We start from the raw sequence: 15,695 nt of genomic DNA on the forward strand, positions 1-15,695 counted from the left end.
GGCTGTTCAAGGGCACCTTCCCGATCCTGATGACCGGCCTCAAGATGACGCTGATCCTGACAGTGGTGTCGATCGCCATCGCGCTGGTGCTCGGCGTCATCTTCGGGCTCTGCCGGGTGTCGCGGTCGATCATCTTGCGGGCGATCGACACCACTGTCAGGATCAGCGTCATCTTGAGGCCGGTCATCAGGATCGGGAAGGTGCCCTTGAACAGCCCGAGGAACGAATTGTCGTCGCTGGTGGCCTCTTCACCGAGGTAACTTGCGATGATCTCGTCGTAGCGCCCGGATTCCTTGAGCTCCTTGAGGCCCGCATTGAACTTCGTCAGCAGCTCGGCATTGCGCCCCTTGTTGACCGCAAAGCCGTAGCTGGAGCCCTTCTCCTTCGGCGTCACGGTCTTGAACCCGTTGCCCTGGGCGATCCCGTACAGCAGCACCGGGTAATCCTCGAAGACCGCCACCGAGTTGCCCGTCTTGACTTCCTCGAACATCGACGGCGAATCGGCGAACGAGACGACTTCGAAGCCGTACTTGTCCTTGATCGAGTTGGCGAAGTCCGAGCCCTGGGTACCGTTCTTGACCGCGACCCGTTTGCCCTTCAGATCCGCGTAGGACCTGATCTCGTCATTGGACTTCAGCACCGCCATCTGCACGCCGGATTCGAAGTACGGGTCGGAGAAGTCGAACACCTTCTTGCGCGCGTCGGTGATCGACATCCCCGCGATCACAGCGTCGGCCTGATTGGCCTGAACGGCCTGCAGTGCGGCGTCGAAACCGAGCGGCTTGATGGAGATGTTGAACTTCTGGTTGGCTGCGATCTCGTTGAGCAGATCGATGTCGATTCCGACGAATTTCCCGGCCTTGTCCTGGAATTCGAACGGCGCGAAGGTGATGTCGGTGGCGATGACGTAGGTCTCGCCCTCGGCGGCGGCTCGGGCCGGTGTCAACATCGCAGCCCCGACCAGTCCCACCAGCAACGCCACGACGGCGGCCAGCAGCCGGTGCGGGGACCGGATGACTCCGGCGATACCCGGCGCGGATTCGACTCTCATCGTCCAGTCTCCTATCCAGGTGTGAAACGACGAGTTCTCACGCTATCGCCGTCACTGCGATTAGGGCGGGATTTACCGGGGCACGGTTCGGCGGCTCGATGAAGTCGCACGGCCGGGCTGCGTGCCGCCCTCGACGAGGCGCACAGCTCATGTCGGTGCCGTTCGCGGTCTCCCCGGCTCAGGCGCGTGAGCCGCCGGAGCGCACAGGTCGCCGAATTGTCCTGTGCGCGAGGATAGTTGCGCGGGCAACGTCTCATTCACGCCATCGGCTGATGGCAACCCGCGTGGTGGGCTTTACAAATCATCCGAGCTGTCCATCCCTGCGCCGCGAGAACCTGCTCTGTAAAAGGACGTTCAGCTGCAGATGCTCCTTATTGAGGTAGTGGACTACGCGTGAGGAATGACTCCGGTCAGTCGTACGTTGCCTTCATGAGAGCGTTGGAGAGCAAGACGCTCGGTTCAGAGGAAGTTTCGACATGAGCGTTTTCCATTCGGTTTCCGCCGTCCGACGCGAAGCCTCAGCACACACCCCGACGCGCCGGCACACGCACGAGCCGGTGCTGATCACCGAACAGCAGGTGCTGTTCAGTACGGCCGCGGCAGCCGGCGCCCATCCGCACCACAACGTCATCACGATGATGTCGCGTGCGGTGGCCTCGGTGACGGACCACTGGCGGACGCACCGCGCCCGCCCGCACTACCCGTCGCACTACAGCTATCTGGAGAACAGTCTGATGGCGCGGGAGATGGACCGGCTCTGACCGGCGGGCCCGCTCACCCGGCCAGTGCGACCGGCCTGATGACCTCGGAGTATCGCGACGCGTCGCCGGCGATCACCCGGCTGTGCCGTCCGTGGATATCGACGGGGATGTCGCCGGCCAGGGTGATCCGGCTGAGCCGGCGGAATTGGTCGTCGTAGTCGGCCACCGCGTAGTGCTGGGTGGCCCGGTTGTCCCAGATCGCCAGGTCCCCCAACTCCCAGTTCCATCGAATCGTGTTCTCCAGCTTGATGACCCGGTTCTGGAGCAGCTGGAAGAGGGTGGCCGACTCGGCGGGACTGAGACCCACGAACTGTTTGATGAAGTGCCCCAGCAACAGCACGCGCCTGCCCGTCTCGGGATGGACCCGCACCACGGGATGCTCGGTCTCGTAATACTCGGATTCGAACTCTTCGCGGTACTGGCGGTGACCGTCGGCGACAACGGGCTGGCCCTCGTGGTCGACCTGATCGCCGGCCGTGTAGTCGTACTGGTTGGTGTGCACGGCCCACAGGTTCTCGACCAGCGCTCGCAACGGCCCGGGCAGTCGGTCGTAGGCGACCTCGGTCGACGCCCAGGTCGTGGTGCCGCCGTACTCCGGGAGCGTGACCGCCCGCAGCAACGAGGCCTTCGGGATGCGGTCGACGAACGTCACATCGGTGTGCCAGCTGTTCGCTTTGTCATACCGCGAGTCGATCGGCAGGATCCGGTCGCCGCGCGAGGTGACCGTCGGATGCGCGCGGGTCGGGGTGCCGAGCAACCGCGCGAACGCCCACTGTCCGTCGTCGTCGAGGTGGTGTTGGCCGCGGAAGAAGATGACCTTGTGTTCAAGGAGGGCATCGTTGATCGCGGACACCGTGGCGGCGTCGAGGTTGCCGTTGACGTCGATTCCGTCGATGCGGGCCCCGATGTGGGCTCCGAGCTTCACTACACGCAGAGTGGACACCCCGTCACCATCGGCGATGGGGTGTGGCAGCACCACGGTTGCGCTCACTACGAGCGCAAAGCGTTCGAAGGTCAGTCGATGCGGATGACGTAGGTGCCGTCGTCGTCGCGCTCGATCTGGCCGTCGAGGGCATTGATCCACACCGGGGTGTCCCGTCGCGAACCGAGGAACGCGCTCTGTACGGAGCCCCCCGGCTGCAGGTCGACATTCCACTCGTCGTCCTGGGCGACGATGGTGAGGAGCTCCTCGCCATCGGCGCGACGGATCGAGATCACCTGGCCGTTGGAGTCCAGATCCTCCAGACCGGCATCGTCGTCATCGAGGTACTCATCAAGCTCAGCGTCATCGAAGATCTCGGCGTCCGAACCTCTGACATCGTCATGCACGCCGACGACTGTACTCAGCATCACGTCCACCGATGCAGACCCCGGCGGATTGAACCGCTAACGTGCATCCGACGTTTACAGGCTGTTCGCCCGGGGAACAAGGAGTCCCGCTGTGGCGTTGGCGAGAAACATTGGTCTTGAACTTAGGAGGATCATTCATGGCTACCGATTACGACGCCCCGCGCGTCAAGGAGACCGACGAGCCCGCCGAGGAGTCGCTGGAGCAGCTGGCCACGCGGCGCACCGCGGCCGACACGGCGGTCATCGACGAGGACGAGGTGGTCGATTCGTTCGACCTGCCCGACGCCGACATCTCCGGCGAGGAGCTGAGCGTGCGCGTCGTCCCGAAGCAAGCTGACGAGTTCACCTGTTCCAGCTGCTTCCTGGTGCAGCACCGCAACCGGTTGGCGCTGCAGAAGGGCGAGCAGCAGCTCTGCGTCGAGTGCGTCTGACGCAGAGCCGGACCGCGGCCTGACGGCCGCACGTGCCCTACCGACAGCAGTTGGGGTCGAGCACGGAACACAGCGCGACGAGCGAGTCCCGGCGCGGGCGGTGGTAGACGTTCATACCGCGCCGTTCGGACTCCACCATGCCCGCGCGCCGCAATTGGGACAGATGGTGGCTGACGGTAGATTCGGCCAGGCCGACCGCAGCCGCGAGATCACATCCGCAGACTTCTCCGGCCTCGGCGCTGAACAACAGCGACACGAGCTTGACCCGCACCGGGTCGGCCAGCGCTTTCAGCCGTAAGGCAATCTCCAGCGCTCCGCCGTCATCGATCGGTCCCGCAGCCACGGGTGAGCAGCAGACCGGTTCGGTGGTGTCGACCACCGGCAACGCCTTGGGCATGGATCGATTCTGCCAGAGGACATTGACATATGTCGAAGAGGTGGCATTATCGATGCTGCCCGATAGTTCGACATATGCCACAGAGGTCCGGAGGCTGCCATGTCCCGCGCACAACTCGCCTTGAACGTCGATGATCTCGACGAGGCGATCACGTTCTACTCGAAGCTCTTCGACACCGCGCCGGCGAAGGTCAAGCCGGGCTACGCCAACTTCGCGATCGCCGCACCCCCGCTGAAGTTGGTACTCATCGAAAACCCCGGTCACGGCGGGACACTCAACCACCTCGGCGTCGAAGTCGAGTCCAGCGACCAGGTGCACGCCGAGATCGCGCGCCTGACGAACGAAGGCCTGTTCACCGAGGAGGAGATCGGCACGACCTGCTGCTTCGCCACGCAGGACAAGGTCTGGGTGACGGGGCCTGCCGGCGAAAAGTGGGAGGTCTACACCGTTCTCGCCGACTCAGAGTCCTTCGGCGCGAACTCCCCCGCCCTCAACAGCCCCGAGGCCGGCGGCACCTGCTGCACATCGTGAACCAGGCTGTCACTTCGCGACTTTCCACGCTGGACCGACTGCTGCCGGTATGGATCGGCGTGGCGATGGCGGGAGGTCTGCTGCTGGGCAGACTCGTCCCCGGCGTCAACACTGCCCTGAATCACGTTCAGATCGACGGCATTTCACTGCCGATCGCCCTGGGCCTGCTGATCATGATGTACCCGGTCCTGGCCAAGGTGCGCTACGACCGACTGGACCGGGTGACCGGTGATCGCAAGCTGTTGATCAGCTCGCTGGTCCTCAACTGGGTGCTGGGTCCCGCCCTGATGTTCGCGCTGGCGTGGCTCTTTCTGCCGGATCTACCTGAGTACCGGACGGGCCTGATCATCGTCGGACTGGCCCGGTGCATCGCGATGGTCATCATCTGGAACGACCTGGCCTGCGGCGACCGTGAGGCCGCCGCGGTACTGGTCGCCCTCAATTCGATGTTCCAGGTGCTCATGTTCGCCGTACTCGGCTGGTTCTACCTGTCGGTGCTGCCGGGCTGGCTCGGGTTGGAACAGACGAGTATCGACACATCGCCGTGGCAGATCGCCAAATCGGTGCTGATCTTCCTTGGCATCCCACTGCTGGCCGGGTACCTGTCACGTCGCATCGGTGAATCCGCGAAAGGCAGGGACTGGTACGAAACGACGTTCCTGCCGCGTATCGGCCCGTGGGCCCTGTACGGACTGCTGTTCACCATCGTGGTGCTGTTCGCGCTTCAGGGTGACCAGATCGCCACTCGCCCCTGGGACGTCGCCCGCATCGCGCTGCCGCTGCTGGCGTACTTCGCGATCATGTGGGGCGGCGGATACGCACTGGGCGCTGCGCTGGGGCTGGGCTACGAGCGCACCACCACCCTGGCGTTCACGGCCGCAGGCAACAACTTCGAACTGGCCATCGCGGTGGCGATCGCGACGTACGGTGCCACCTCTGGCCAGGCCCTGGCAGGTGTCGTCGGCCCCCTGATCGAAGTGCCCGTCCTCGTGGCGCTGGTCTACGTGTCACTGGGATTGCGGCGCCGGTTCGCAACCGCAGGAGACGACCGTCTGTGAGGAGACCTCGATGACCGAGCGCGACCGCCCCAGCGTGTTGTTCCTGTGCACCCACAACGCAGGCCGGTCCCAGATGGCGATGGGCTACTTCACCCACCTCGCCGGAGACCGAGCGTCCGTGTTCTCGGGCGGCTCGGAGCCGGCTGACGAGGTGAATCCCGCCGCGATCGCCGCCATGGCCGAGGTCGGTATCGATATCGCGCACGAACAGCCGCAGCGATGGACCGACGACATCGTCGAGGCGAGCGACGTCGTGGTCACGATGGGGTGCGGAGACACCTGTCCGTACTTCCCGGGCAAGCGCTACGAGAACTGGGACCTGGCCGACCCGGCCGGCCTCGGAGTCGAAGCCGTCCGTCCGATCCGTGACGACATCGAACGACGCGTTCGAGTCCTCCTCGGTGAACTCGGACTCGGCCCCGCCGACTGATTTTCCGGTGTCCGATGGCGATGGTGGCCTACCGTGACATTCGTGACTGAAGCCGCCATTCGCCAGCGCATCGCCGAGGGTGTGAATGCGATCCGTGCGCGCGATCTGGACACGCTCACGGCTCTCTACGCGCCCGATGTCGTGTCTTTCGATCTCGGGGCACCGCTGCGCTACGCGGGTGACGACAACAAGCGACGGGCCTGGCAGGAGGTCTTCACCGCGTATACCGGGCCGATCGGCTACGACGTGCACGAGCTGACCGTCACCACCGAGGGCGACATCGCGTTCGTGCACAGCCTCAACCACGTCCGCGGCACCCTCGCCAGTGGCCGTGACACCGACATGTGGGTGCGATGGACGGCATGTCTGCGTTGCGTCGACGGCGTCTGGCGCGTCTTTCACGACCACATCTCGGTGCCCGCGGACCTCGAATACGGCAAGGCCGTCCTGAATCTGACGCCGTGATCTGCCAGAACCGCCCACACCGGCGCGCGTAGTTCCTATCCTCAGACCTGCAGACCGACAACGACGTTGGAGGCGCAGATGACCGAGGGCGCGACGGCAGAAGCTCGACATAGCGAGCACAGCTACCACTTCGACCGGCACACCCCGCAGTACCGCGACCAGTTCGAGCCGATCACGTCGGAGATGCTGGGCTCCTGTCCGCTCGCCTGGACCGACACATACGGCGGACATTGGGTGGCCGCCGGCAGCAGCCAGGTCTTCGAACTGGCCCGCTGCCCACACATCTCGAATGACAACGACGTCGTCGGGGAACGAAAAGGCTATCGGGGCATCAACATTCCGCGCGGCGAGGTGAGCACGCAGTTCCGCGGCGGCATGCTGGAGATGGATGATCCCGAACACCGTTCCTACCGGACACCGCTCAACGGCTACCTGTCACCGGCCGGTGGAAACCGGTCGTCGACGAACTCGTCAGGGCGTGTCTGGACGAGAAAATCGAAGACGGCAGTATCGATTTCGTCGACGATCTGGCGAACATCGTGCCGGCTGTGTTGACGCTCGGACTGTTGGGCGTCCCGCTCGCCGAATGGGAGATCTACTGCGAACCCGCACATGCATCGGTGTACACCCGGGCCGACTCCCCCGACGCCCAGCGCGTCTTCGACCTGTCAGTGGCTTCAGCGGTACACATGATGGGGCACGTCGCGGTGATCCGCGAGGATCCGCGTCCCGGACTGATCGACGCGATGGTCCAGATGCGCATCGACGGCGAGCCGGCTCCCGATTCGGAGATTCTGGGCATGCTCATGCTCCTGATCGGCGGAGGTTTCGACACCACGACGGCGTTGACCGCGCACTCGCTCGAGTGGCTTTCCGAGCACCCCGATCAGCGGGAGCGGTTGAGCCGGGACCGCGCTTTTCTGCTCGACCCGGCGACCGAGGAGTTCCTGCGGTTCTTCACCCCTGCCCCGGGGGACGGCCGCACGGTCTCCGAGGACATCGAAGTAGACGGCGTGCCGCTCAAGGAAGGTGAGCGGCTGTGGTTGTCCTGGGCGATGGCCAACCGCGACCCACGTGTCTTCGAGAACCCGAACGAGCTCATGATGGACCGAACGGGTAACCGCCACTTCAGTTTCGGCTTGGGCGTGCATCGCTGCATCGGCTCGAATGTGGCGCGGACGGTGTTCAAGTCGATGTTGACCGGGGTGCTCGACCGGATGCCGGACTACCGATGCGACCCGGCGGGCGCCGTCCACTACGAGACCATCGGCGTCATCCAGGGCATGCAGCACCTGCCCGCGACATTCACCCCGGGCCGGCGGACCGGTCTGGGCCTGGCCGAGACACTGAAGAAACTGCAACGGATCTGCGACGAGCAGCAGTTGGCCGCGCCGATTACCGTGCACAAGGCCACTGCGGTCATCGACTGAAAGCGAATGACATGACAGCCTTGATCCCTATGCGACACCTGATCATCTCCGCCTGCTGCGGCATTGCGATGGTGGCGGCGACTGCGGTCGCCGCCCTGCCCGCCCCGTCGGCCGTGCTGGCGGCCTGCCCGAACGGCGAGGACAACGACACCTATACCCAGAATTGTGTCCCCTATCTGGTGCCGAACTCACCGAGCGGCAACAACCTGTGCCCGCCCGGGGTGAGCGGCACGGAATGTGGTTCGTCAGGAATCCAGGCGATTCCTACTGCGCCGGTCGCTCCGACGGGCCCCAAGCAGGGGCTCGAAGACGTGAGCACGCCCGACTTCTGACGGTCGGCACCAGCCTGGGCGGTGGGGACCAGTGGCAGGCCGATTACGTCGTGACACTCGATCCGGCGCCCCCAGGGTGGTGTCCCGTCTTACGGCAGCCTCAGGAGGTGCGCATGGTCAGCGTCACTGCTCCGTTATGGGTGGGGCTACTGATCGGTGCTGCATTCAGTGTGCCGGCATCGTTGTGGGGAATCGGTAACCCCGAGACGATTATCCGAACTGCCAGGCTGGTAGACCGGCTCCTCGTCGGCTGCTTTCTGTTTGTCACCGCGATAGGCGCTGTTTTGCTTTATGGCCTGTATGCACTGGGATTGTCGATGCACTTCTCACCACGACCCACATATCTGATCGGTGTCACCCTGGGCGGGATAATGTTCGGCGCAGGGGCGGCCGTGAGCGGCTACTTCCCGGGCACCGAGGTGATCGCCCTCGGGGAGGGTCGCCAAGACGTCCTGGCGGCGCTACCCGGCGGACTCCTGGGCGCCGCGGCATGGACAGCGGTCTACCAGACCGATGCGGGTCACTGGCTGGTGCACACCGCCGATTTCGGTGATCTCGTGGCTACCGGAAACATCGCGAGTATCCGCCCCATACCGATGCTCACCATCGCAATCGCCTACGCCGCGACCGCGTTGATGCTGCTGTACTACCTACCGCGGTACGTGGGAGGTAAGCACAGTTGTTTTCAGCACCTACGCAACAGCAACGCCCCAGTCGATGCGCGAGATCAGGCTTTTGCCGAAGACACCGCCGCATATTTGTCCGAAGGTGCGGCCGTGCCACCCCGTCCCGCCCTACTTTCCCGACTGGCGTCACAACGCGTGCCCCGCGCGACCTTCTTCGCGCGAGCCACCGCCGTGGCAGCCATGTTCGTGGCCGCGCTCGTGGTTCTGTCGCTGTTCCTTCGTCAGCCCTTCGGCATGTCGACCACCTACTCGTGGGTGGTGGGACACCTCTTCATGCCGGGCTTCGACTACAGCCGACTCGTCTTCGCCACGATCGGCTGGGAGCCACTGGTGGTTCTCGGCGTCATGCTTGGATCACTGTTCTCGGCACTGTTCATCACAGGTCGCTTCAACGCGTTCCGCCCCGTCGTACCGCCCTCATGGCGTAATCGCTTCGGCCCCAGCCGCTCCAGGCGGGCAGTGGCATGCTTCGCGGCTTCTTTTTTTGTGATCTTCGGGGCCCGGATGGCCGGTGGATGCACCAGTGGGCACACCCTCAGCGGCGGCATCCAGTTGGCGGTCAGTGCGTGGCTTTTCACTGCGGCCTTGCTCGGCGGGATGTTGCTCACCGCTCGGCTCGTCTACGGCCACTGCAGCTGGACGGTCGATCCGGTGAAACCCGAGGTCTAACGGCCACCAGAGGGGCGCAAAACTTCCCCCGAATCGGGGGACGACGGGCGGTCGCCACGCTCATAATCTCTTTGCCATGGCGCACAACGGAAACAACGACTGGACCCAGCCCGCTGCTCTCGCCCTTCCCAAAGAGGGCTACTTCGAACTGACCCGCGGGCGGTACGGCCCGGTCTTCCCCCGCACTCCCGCGTGCTACGGCTTCAACATCATCGCGAAGGTGAAGGACGGCCCCGAACACGAAGACGCCATCCGCGCCCACGGCAAGAGCATCGAGGCGGCCGTCGCCGCGCAGCCGGACGTGCTGGCCCCACTGAAGCTTCACTATCTGCGGTGGAATCTGTTCGATGTCGGGTCGGGTCTGCATTTCCAGTACATGGGCATCTTCGATACCGACTTCGACAAGTACACCGAGGACGCCGTCAAGCTGTTCAGCTCGACCGGCATCACCACTGCATTCACCCATCTGGAGGGCTTTCCGGCGGACTGGAAAACCAATCCGGAGGCCTTCATCATGTACGTCCGCGACCACCAGGTGCCCAGCTTCCTCGAGTACGGCGAGTACCCGTACGTCACCTCCGACGAGGTCAAGAAGGCGTTGCGACTCAAGGCCGCGTTCGCGGACATGTTGGATCAGATGCAGTGACCATGGATGCAATGACCGACCTCGAATTCGACGACATCCAGCACATCATGCTGACCGGGACACCGCATTTGACCGGCCGGTATGAGTTCCTGTCCTTCGACACCCCCGAGGCGGGGCGGGCCTGGCTGTCCGAGATGGTGCCGCTCGTGCAGTCGGCCACCGACGTCCGCGAGACGGTCAACGTCTTCAAACGTTGGGTCAACCTGGCCTTCACCTGGAATGGGTTGCGCGCGTTGGGTCTGGACGAGGAGTCGCTGGCATCGTTCCCGGGCGAGTTCCGCGAAGGGATGGCGTCGCGGGCCGACATCCTCGGGGACACCGGTGCCGCCGCACCTGAACACTGGCTGGGCGGGCTCGCCGGCGACGATCTGCATGCCATCGTCATCCTGTTCGCCCGGGACGCGGCGGAACGCGTGCGGTGCGTGGGCGAACACGACGCCCTGCTGGCCCGCTGCCCCGGAGTGCGGTCACTGTCGCATCTGGATCTGGCCGCCACCGCTCCGTTCGAGTACGACCACGATCACTTCGGGTACCGCGATCCGGTGTCGCAGCCGCAGATGAAGGGTTCGGGCGAGGAGTTGATACCCGGTGCAGGTGGGTATCTGGCACCCGGCGAGTTCCTCCTCGGCTATCAGGATGAGGAGGGGTTGGTCGCGAACCAGCCCACACCCGAAGTGCTTTCACGCAACGGCAGCTACCTGGCGTACCGCCGCCTGGAGGAACACGTCGGGATCTTCCGGGACTACCTGACGCAGAACGCCGAGGACGCCGACGGCGCGGAGTTGCTGGCCGCGAAGTTCATGGGGCGGTGGCGCAGCGGCGCGCCGCTGGTCCTGGCACCTGAGCACGACGACCCGGAACTCGGTGCGGATCCGATGCGCAACAACGACTTCGACTACGCCGAGATGGATCCACACGGCTACGCCTGCCCGCTCGGCTCCCACGCCCGCCGGCTCAACCCACGCGATACCGAGCCGAATCCCAATCGGCGAAGGCTGATCCGGCGCAGCGGCACCTACGGACCGGCACTACCCGAAGGTGTTGCCGACGACGGAGTCGAACGCGGGGTCGGGATGTTCCTGATCTGCGCCAGCCTGGTGCGCCAGTTCGAGTTCGCCCAGAACGTCTGGATCAACGACGCGGCATTCAAAGATCTCGGCAACGAACACGACCCCATCTGCGGCGTCCAGGACGGCACGCTGGACTTCACGATTCCGAAGCGTCCGATCCGGAAGGTGCACAAGGGGTTACCCGCGTTCACCACGCTGCGCGGCGGGGCCTACTTCTTCCTGCCCGGCCTGAACGCGCTGCGTTACCTCACAAACCTTGAGACCCCAAGAATGAAGGAGTCAGCATGACCACCCCCGCCCGCACCTATAACCAGGCGCACATCACCCGCCCGCACAACGGCAAACGGCGGGTGTCGATCTACTGGTCGTGGAGCTACCCGTGGGAGGCGCAGCGCGATTCGGCACTGCTGTACAACCGGTTCTCCACCATGACCGAGGTTCGTTTGGCGACCTGGCCCGCCTACGCCGGACCCGAGTACGACCCCCGCGACTTCCTGCAGGGCATCGACGGAACGCTGGAACTGTTCCACCGGTCGTCCCTGAATTTCCAGGAAGTGGCCGGTGAGGCGACCGGACATCCGGTGGCGGTGTTCCAGCGGGTCGACCAGGCCGGGTACCGGTTGCCCATCGATGAACGCATCCTCGACGACACCGACACCCTGATGATCTTCGGCCTCGACCACCTGCTCGGCGAGGAGGATGCCTTGCCAGAGGAGATCGCGGCGATACAGCAGTGGTTGCGTCAGGAAGGCAAGTGCCTGATGCTCGCGCCGCACCACGACGTCGGGTTCACCGACGACAAAGAGCAGCAACAGATGGAGTATCTGCACCACGGTGACCCGCTGACGCCGCGCGTCCAGCGGTTCAGCGGCTACGCCCGGTCGCTGCTGACCGGGCTGAACATCCCGGTGCACAACACCTGGGGCCTGCGTCCCGCCACGGTCGAGGGCACCAAACAGATTGTGCCGCTTACCGGTTTCCGCGATCTGGATTCGGCCGGCTTGCTGCGCGACGTCACGACGCTGGCCTTGCATCCCCACTTGCCGCACTATGAGCTGACCGCTCCCGAGGGGCCGGACCTCCGAGTGCTCGGCCGGCAGTTGATCGACCAGACCCGGCCCCACCCGTTCACCTTGGCGGGCAACACGGAGTTCAACGCATTGATCCACATGCCGCCGTCCGGTGACCGCGCCGGCGACATCGTGCTGGTCGACTCAACCCATTTCACCACCCTGTTCGGCGCGAGTGACAGCCTGAAGTCCTTCTGGCGCAACCTCGTGACGATGGCCTGACCGCAGTGAAGGTGACAGATCTGCTGTTGCAGGGCTCGAATATCGCTGTCGTCTTCTTCGTCGTGTCGAGCACCCTGGCCGTCGGTCTGAGCCTGACCGTCAGTCAGATCCTCGCGCCGCTCAAGAACATTCGCCTGGTTGCGCTGTCGCTGGCGGCGAACTTCGTGCTGGCGCCGCTGGCCGCGTTCGGGCTGTGGCGGGTGTTTGATCTGGACGAGCCGCTCGGGATCGGGTTGCTGTTGTGCGGGCTCGCGGCGGGCGCACCGTTCCTGATCAAGCTCGCCGAGTTCGCGAAGGCCGACATGGCCTTCGCGGTGGGCTTGATGGTGCTGTTGATGGTCATCACCGTGGGGTTCGTGCCACTGGTCCTGCCGATCTTCGTCGCAGGCACCGCGGTCAACCCTGCCCAGATCGCGGCGTCGCTTGTGGTGCTGATGCTCATCCCGCTGGCCGCGGGCCTACTGCTGCGGGCTCGCGGTCCGGGGGCGGCCGCCCGCCTCCGGTCCGTGGTCGGCAAGGTGTCCACCATCAGCATGGTTCTGGTGATCGTGCTCACCATCGCCGCCCATTTCAACAGCGTGCTATCGGTTTTCGGCACCTTCGGCATCTTGGCCGCCGTCGTGTACACGGTGATCTGCGCCGGTATCGGTTGGCTGCTGGGCGGCCGCGGGGCGCGGGATGTCCTGGCGCTGGGTACCGCTCAGCGCAACGCCGCCGCGGCGTTCGTGGTGGCCGGGCAGAACTTCGACGATCCGAAGGTGGTCGTGATGATCACCGTGGTGTTGATCGTGGAGTTCCTGATGCTGTTGCCGTTCTCGCGGCGGCTCGCACGGTCTCGCTGAGCAACCCGAGCCGGTCGGCCTCGGTCACCGCGGCAGCGCGGGACGAGACGCCGAGCTTGCGGTAGATCGACTTCGCCTGGCTCTTCAGGGTTTCACGGCCCAGGGACAGCTCACCTGCGATGCGCTGCAGCGACAGATGGGTGGCGAGGTACGGCAGCAGCCTGAGCTCGGCCGTCGTCAGCGCCGGCCGAGCACCACGGGCCGCCCGGGTCGCCGACAAGGCCTGGATGCGGTCCAGCCATTGCCCGATGCCGACGGCCTCGGGTTCACGCCGGTACGCGCGTTGCGCCTCGCCCAGGTGCCGGTCGCACAGCTCGGTGTCGTCGACCTCGACGGCCGCACCGGCGACCAACGCATGGGCCGTCAGGGCGGTGCGGGCGGACAGATCGCCCAGCCGGTCGAGGAGCCGCTCGGTCGCGCGGACGGCCGATCGTGCTCCGGCCGCGTCACCGCGCCGGGCGCGCACCAATGAGTCGACCGCGTAGACCACCACCATCGGCACCATGTCGGACAAGTCGCGTGAGTCGACGATCATGCGCGCGGCGTTGGTGTGGGAAACTGCGGCCGACAGGTCTCCGTCACCGAGGTCCAATGCGGCGAGATGCGCCAGCACGGCGGCCTGGAATCCGGGGAGATCTTCGATTACCGGCAGTGCCGATTCCAGTGTGGCCCGCGCCTCCCCGGGGTCACCGAGCATGGACAGCGCGGCACCCTTCATCGTGGTGGCCGCGCCCCACCACGGGTTGACCAGGTGATCACCTGCGCCGCAGACTGTTTCGGCATGGCGAATCACCTCGCCTACTCCACCGACTCCGAGCAGCGAGCCGATCAGCGCGGCAGCCACCTCGACCGACGGTGTGCCGTCGGCGAGCGGCCCACCGGAGTCGGCCGCCGCGGCGGTCAACAGGGACCGCTGGATCAACTCGGCGTCCCCGGTCATCACGCCGAGCCAGGCCCGCGCGATCGCAGCGTCCGGGTAGTCGGTGAAGGTCCGCTCGTCGATCAGGCTGAGCCGGCGGGCCAGAACACCGACCCTGCCGTCGAAACCCAACCGCACCGCGTCGATCCCCACCAGTGCTGCGGCCTTGGCGCGGTCGCCGGCGGCCAGGGCCTGCGCCAGCGCTCCGTCGACGTCACCGGCCTGAGCCAGCCGATCGGACGCGCGCGCCGCCAACTCCCGGAACCGGTCCGGATCCCGGTCACGTAGGCGCGCGCGTAACAGGTCACCGAAAAGCTGGTGATAGCGGTACCAGATGCCTTGGGAGTCAAGGGGAACCAGAAACAGGTTGCCCGATCCGGTAATTGCCTCAAGCATCGCAGCGGAATCGCTTCGGCCCAGCAGCGCGTCGAGCTCGCCGGCGCAAAAGCGGTCCAGGATGGCCGATTCCGTCAGAAACGTGACGGTGTCGGGTTCGAGGTGGCTGAGCACTTCCTCCACCAGATAGTCGGCCATCAGCCGGTGCCGGCCGGTCACCGCCTCGGCGGGGGCGCCATCGCGCAGCGCCAGGGCCGCCATCACCACCCCGGCCGCCCAGCCTTCACATTTGTCGAGAACGCGTGCGATCGTGGCCTCGTCCATCCCGGCACCGAGGGCCGCGAAAGCAGCGGCGCCTTCGGATCCGGACAGCTTCAGCTCCGGAATTCCGATGTCGACGACGTAGCCCTGCAGCCGGCGGCGGGCCAGATCGAGTGCCGGAGCCTGCCGACCGACCAGCACCAACGTCGTCGAACTCGGGGCAAGGTCCACCACGGCGCGCAGGGTGTCGACCGCGGCGCTCGCCGACAACTCGTGGACGTCGTCGAGCACCAGAACGACGGGCCCCGCGGTTTCGAGTGCCTGGACGAATGCCGACGCCAATTGGGTCTCGGCCCGTCCTGCGCCCTGCAGGTACTGCAGCACCGCCGGATCGATCGGCTTGACCTGGTTCAGCGCTGTGGCGAGATGCAACAGCAGATGCGCGGGGTCGTTGTCGAGATTGTCGAGCCGCGCCCATGCGAACGGGCGTTCGTCGGCGTCGTCCCACTGCCCCACCGCAGTGGTCTTGCCGTATCCCGCCGGTGCGGTGACAACCACCAGGCCGGTGCGGTCCTGCAGCAAGCGGGTGATTTCTGGACGGGGAACACCGGCACGGGCGGTGGCAGGCCGTCCGACGGTCGCCACCGGAATGTGCGCCGGCCAGGATCCTGCTCCCACCTGGGCATACTAGGTCAGTGGCGCCGGAGCGCGCCTGTCTGCACGGCAGGTCCGGCGCGG

The 15,695-nt window shown here is 65.4% G+C and carries 17 protein-coding genes and 1 pseudogene; 13 read left to right on the forward strand and 5 right to left on the reverse strand.

Features of this window, described 5'->3' with window-relative positions; translation table 11 throughout:
• Positions 1 to 1,051 (reverse strand): transporter substrate-binding domain-containing protein (locus tag A5779_RS04760; protein ID WP_131811567.1); only part of this gene is annotated, 1,051 nt, incomplete at its 3' end.
• Between the two features lie 476 nt (positions 1,052 to 1,527).
• Between A5779_RS04760 and A5779_RS04765 the strand changes: the two genes are divergently transcribed.
• The gene (locus A5779_RS04765; protein WP_064879476.1) at positions 1,528 to 1,812 is read left to right on the forward strand and encodes a hypothetical protein; all 285 of its coding nucleotides are present in this window, start codon (positions 1,528 to 1,530) and stop codon (positions 1,810 to 1,812) included.
• A 13-nt stretch (positions 1,813 to 1,825) separates the two neighbouring features.
• On the opposite strand, the gene A5779_RS04770 is transcribed toward A5779_RS04765, so the two are convergent.
• The gene (locus A5779_RS04770; RefSeq protein WP_064879557.1) at positions 1,826 to 2,755 is read right to left on the reverse strand and encodes a TauD/TfdA dioxygenase family protein; all 930 of its coding nucleotides are present in this window, start codon (positions 2,753 to 2,755) and stop codon (positions 1,826 to 1,828) included.
• 71 nt (positions 2,756 to 2,826) lie between these two features.
• Complete coding sequence (locus A5779_RS04775; RefSeq protein WP_236734649.1) at positions 2,827 to 3,141, reverse strand: hypothetical protein; 315 nt, start codon at positions 3,139 to 3,141, stop codon at positions 2,827 to 2,829.
• A 158-nt stretch (positions 3,142 to 3,299) separates the two neighbouring features.
• Here A5779_RS04775 and A5779_RS04780 point away from each other — a divergent pair, with 158 nt between their 5' ends.
• Positions 3,300 to 3,593: a DUF4193 domain-containing protein gene (locus A5779_RS04780; protein WP_064879481.1), complete on the forward strand. Its 294-nt coding sequence runs from the start codon at positions 3,300 to 3,302 to the stop codon at positions 3,591 to 3,593.
• Between the two features lie 37 nt (positions 3,594 to 3,630).
• Here A5779_RS04780 and A5779_RS04785 read toward each other — a convergent pair whose 3' ends face one another.
• Positions 3,631 to 3,990: an Rv2640c family ArsR-like transcriptional regulator gene (locus A5779_RS04785; protein WP_064879486.1), complete on the reverse strand. Its 360-nt coding sequence runs from the start codon at positions 3,988 to 3,990 to the stop codon at positions 3,631 to 3,633.
• 99 nt (positions 3,991 to 4,089) lie between these two features.
• Between A5779_RS04785 and A5779_RS04790 the strand changes: the two genes are divergently transcribed.
• The 11 genes and pseudogenes from A5779_RS04790 to A5779_RS04840 all read left to right on the forward strand — a co-directional run bounded on the left by A5779_RS04790 (position 4,090) and on the right by A5779_RS04840 (position 13,441).
• Positions 4,090 to 4,521: an ArsI/CadI family heavy metal resistance metalloenzyme gene (locus tag A5779_RS04790; protein WP_064879488.1), complete on the forward strand. Its 432-nt coding sequence runs from the start codon at positions 4,090 to 4,092 to the stop codon at positions 4,519 to 4,521.
• On the forward strand, positions 4,518 to 5,579 hold the full coding sequence (gene arsB / locus A5779_RS04795; protein WP_207549025.1) for an ACR3 family arsenite efflux transporter: 1,062 nt from the start codon (positions 4,518 to 4,520) through the stop codon (positions 5,577 to 5,579). Before A5779_RS04790 ends, arsB begins: the two co-directional genes overlap by 4 nt.
• A gap of 10 nt (positions 5,580 to 5,589) precedes the next feature.
• A complete protein-coding gene (locus A5779_RS04800) occupies positions 5,590 to 6,009 on the forward strand; it encodes an arsenate reductase ArsC (protein ID WP_064879490.1) in 420 nt (139 codons plus the stop codon).
• Positions 6,010 to 6,051: 42 nt separating this feature from the next.
• The gene (locus tag A5779_RS04805; RefSeq protein WP_064879561.1) at positions 6,052 to 6,474 is read left to right on the forward strand and encodes a YybH family protein; all 423 of its coding nucleotides are present in this window, start codon (positions 6,052 to 6,054) and stop codon (positions 6,472 to 6,474) included.
• A 78-nt stretch (positions 6,475 to 6,552) separates the two neighbouring features.
• Positions 6,553 to 7,904: pseudogene (locus A5779_RS04810) on the forward strand (cytochrome P450).
• Positions 7,905 to 7,933: 29 nt separating this feature from the next.
• On the forward strand, positions 7,934 to 8,236 hold the full coding sequence (locus A5779_RS04815; protein ID WP_064879492.1) for a hypothetical protein: 303 nt from the start codon (positions 7,934 to 7,936) through the stop codon (positions 8,234 to 8,236).
• 113 nt (positions 8,237 to 8,349) lie between these two features.
• Positions 8,350 to 9,591, forward strand: coding sequence for a YeeE/YedE thiosulfate transporter family protein (locus A5779_RS04820; RefSeq protein ID WP_064879494.1), 1,242 nt, complete (start codon positions 8,350 to 8,352; stop codon positions 9,589 to 9,591).
• A gap of 76 nt (positions 9,592 to 9,667) precedes the next feature.
• The gene (locus tag A5779_RS04825) at positions 9,668 to 10,237 is read left to right on the forward strand and encodes a hypothetical protein (RefSeq protein ID WP_064879498.1); all 570 of its coding nucleotides are present in this window, start codon (positions 9,668 to 9,670) and stop codon (positions 10,235 to 10,237) included.
• Positions 10,238 to 10,248: 11 nt separating this feature from the next.
• Positions 10,249 to 11,595 carry a Dyp-type peroxidase gene (locus A5779_RS04830; RefSeq protein WP_064879563.1) on the forward strand — a complete coding sequence of 449 codons (1,347 nt, stop codon included), beginning with the start codon at positions 10,249 to 10,251 and terminating at the stop codon, positions 11,593 to 11,595.
• Complete coding sequence (locus tag A5779_RS04835) at positions 11,592 to 12,599, forward strand: hypothetical protein (RefSeq protein WP_064879507.1); 1,008 nt, start codon at positions 11,592 to 11,594, stop codon at positions 12,597 to 12,599. The genes A5779_RS04830 and A5779_RS04835 overlap by 4 nt, the downstream gene beginning before the upstream one ends.
• 5 nt (positions 12,600 to 12,604) lie before the next feature.
• Entirely contained in the window at positions 12,605 to 13,441 is an 837-nt protein-coding gene (locus A5779_RS04840) for a bile acid:sodium symporter family protein (protein WP_064879509.1), read from the forward strand.
• On the opposite strand, the gene A5779_RS04845 is transcribed toward A5779_RS04840, so the two are convergent.
• Positions 13,371 to 15,635, reverse strand: coding sequence for a winged helix-turn-helix domain-containing protein (locus A5779_RS04845; protein WP_064879512.1), 2,265 nt, complete (start codon positions 15,633 to 15,635; stop codon positions 13,371 to 13,373). The two genes, A5779_RS04840 and A5779_RS04845, sit on opposite strands and share 71 nt — an antisense overlap.
• Positions 15,636 to 15,695 lie beyond the last annotated feature (60 nt).

Source organism: Mycolicibacterium peregrinum (genome assembly GCF_001665625.1).
In the GTDB taxonomy this organism is placed as follows: domain Bacteria; phylum Actinomycetota; class Actinomycetes; order Mycobacteriales; family Mycobacteriaceae; genus Mycobacterium; species Mycobacterium peregrinum_B.

Coding starts and splice junctions, on each gene's coding strand:
- A5779_RS04785 (WP_064879486.1), bottom strand. CDS start 3,990: ATGCCCAAGGCGTTGCCGGTGGTCGACACCACCGAACCGGTCTGCTGC.
- A5779_RS04830 (WP_064879563.1), top strand. CDS start 10,249: ATGACCGACCTCGAATTCGACGACATCCAGCACATCATGCTGACCGGG.
- A5779_RS04820 (WP_064879494.1), top strand. CDS start 8,350: ATGGTCAGCGTCACTGCTCCGTTATGGGTGGGGCTACTGATCGGTGCT.
- A5779_RS04800 (WP_064879490.1), top strand. CDS start 5,590: ATGACCGAGCGCGACCGCCCCAGCGTGTTGTTCCTGTGCACCCACAAC.
- A5779_RS04815 (WP_064879492.1), top strand. CDS start 7,934: ATGCGACACCTGATCATCTCCGCCTGCTGCGGCATTGCGATGGTGGCG.
- A5779_RS04780 (WP_064879481.1), top strand. CDS start 3,300: ATGGCTACCGATTACGACGCCCCGCGCGTCAAGGAGACCGACGAGCCC.
- A5779_RS04835 (WP_064879507.1), top strand. CDS start 11,592: ATGACCACCCCCGCCCGCACCTATAACCAGGCGCACATCACCCGCCCG.
- A5779_RS04825 (WP_064879498.1), top strand. CDS start 9,668: ATGGCGCACAACGGAAACAACGACTGGACCCAGCCCGCTGCTCTCGCC.
- A5779_RS04790 (WP_064879488.1), top strand. CDS start 4,090: ATGTCCCGCGCACAACTCGCCTTGAACGTCGATGATCTCGACGAGGCG.
- A5779_RS04765 (WP_064879476.1), top strand. CDS start 1,528: ATGAGCGTTTTCCATTCGGTTTCCGCCGTCCGACGCGAAGCCTCAGCA.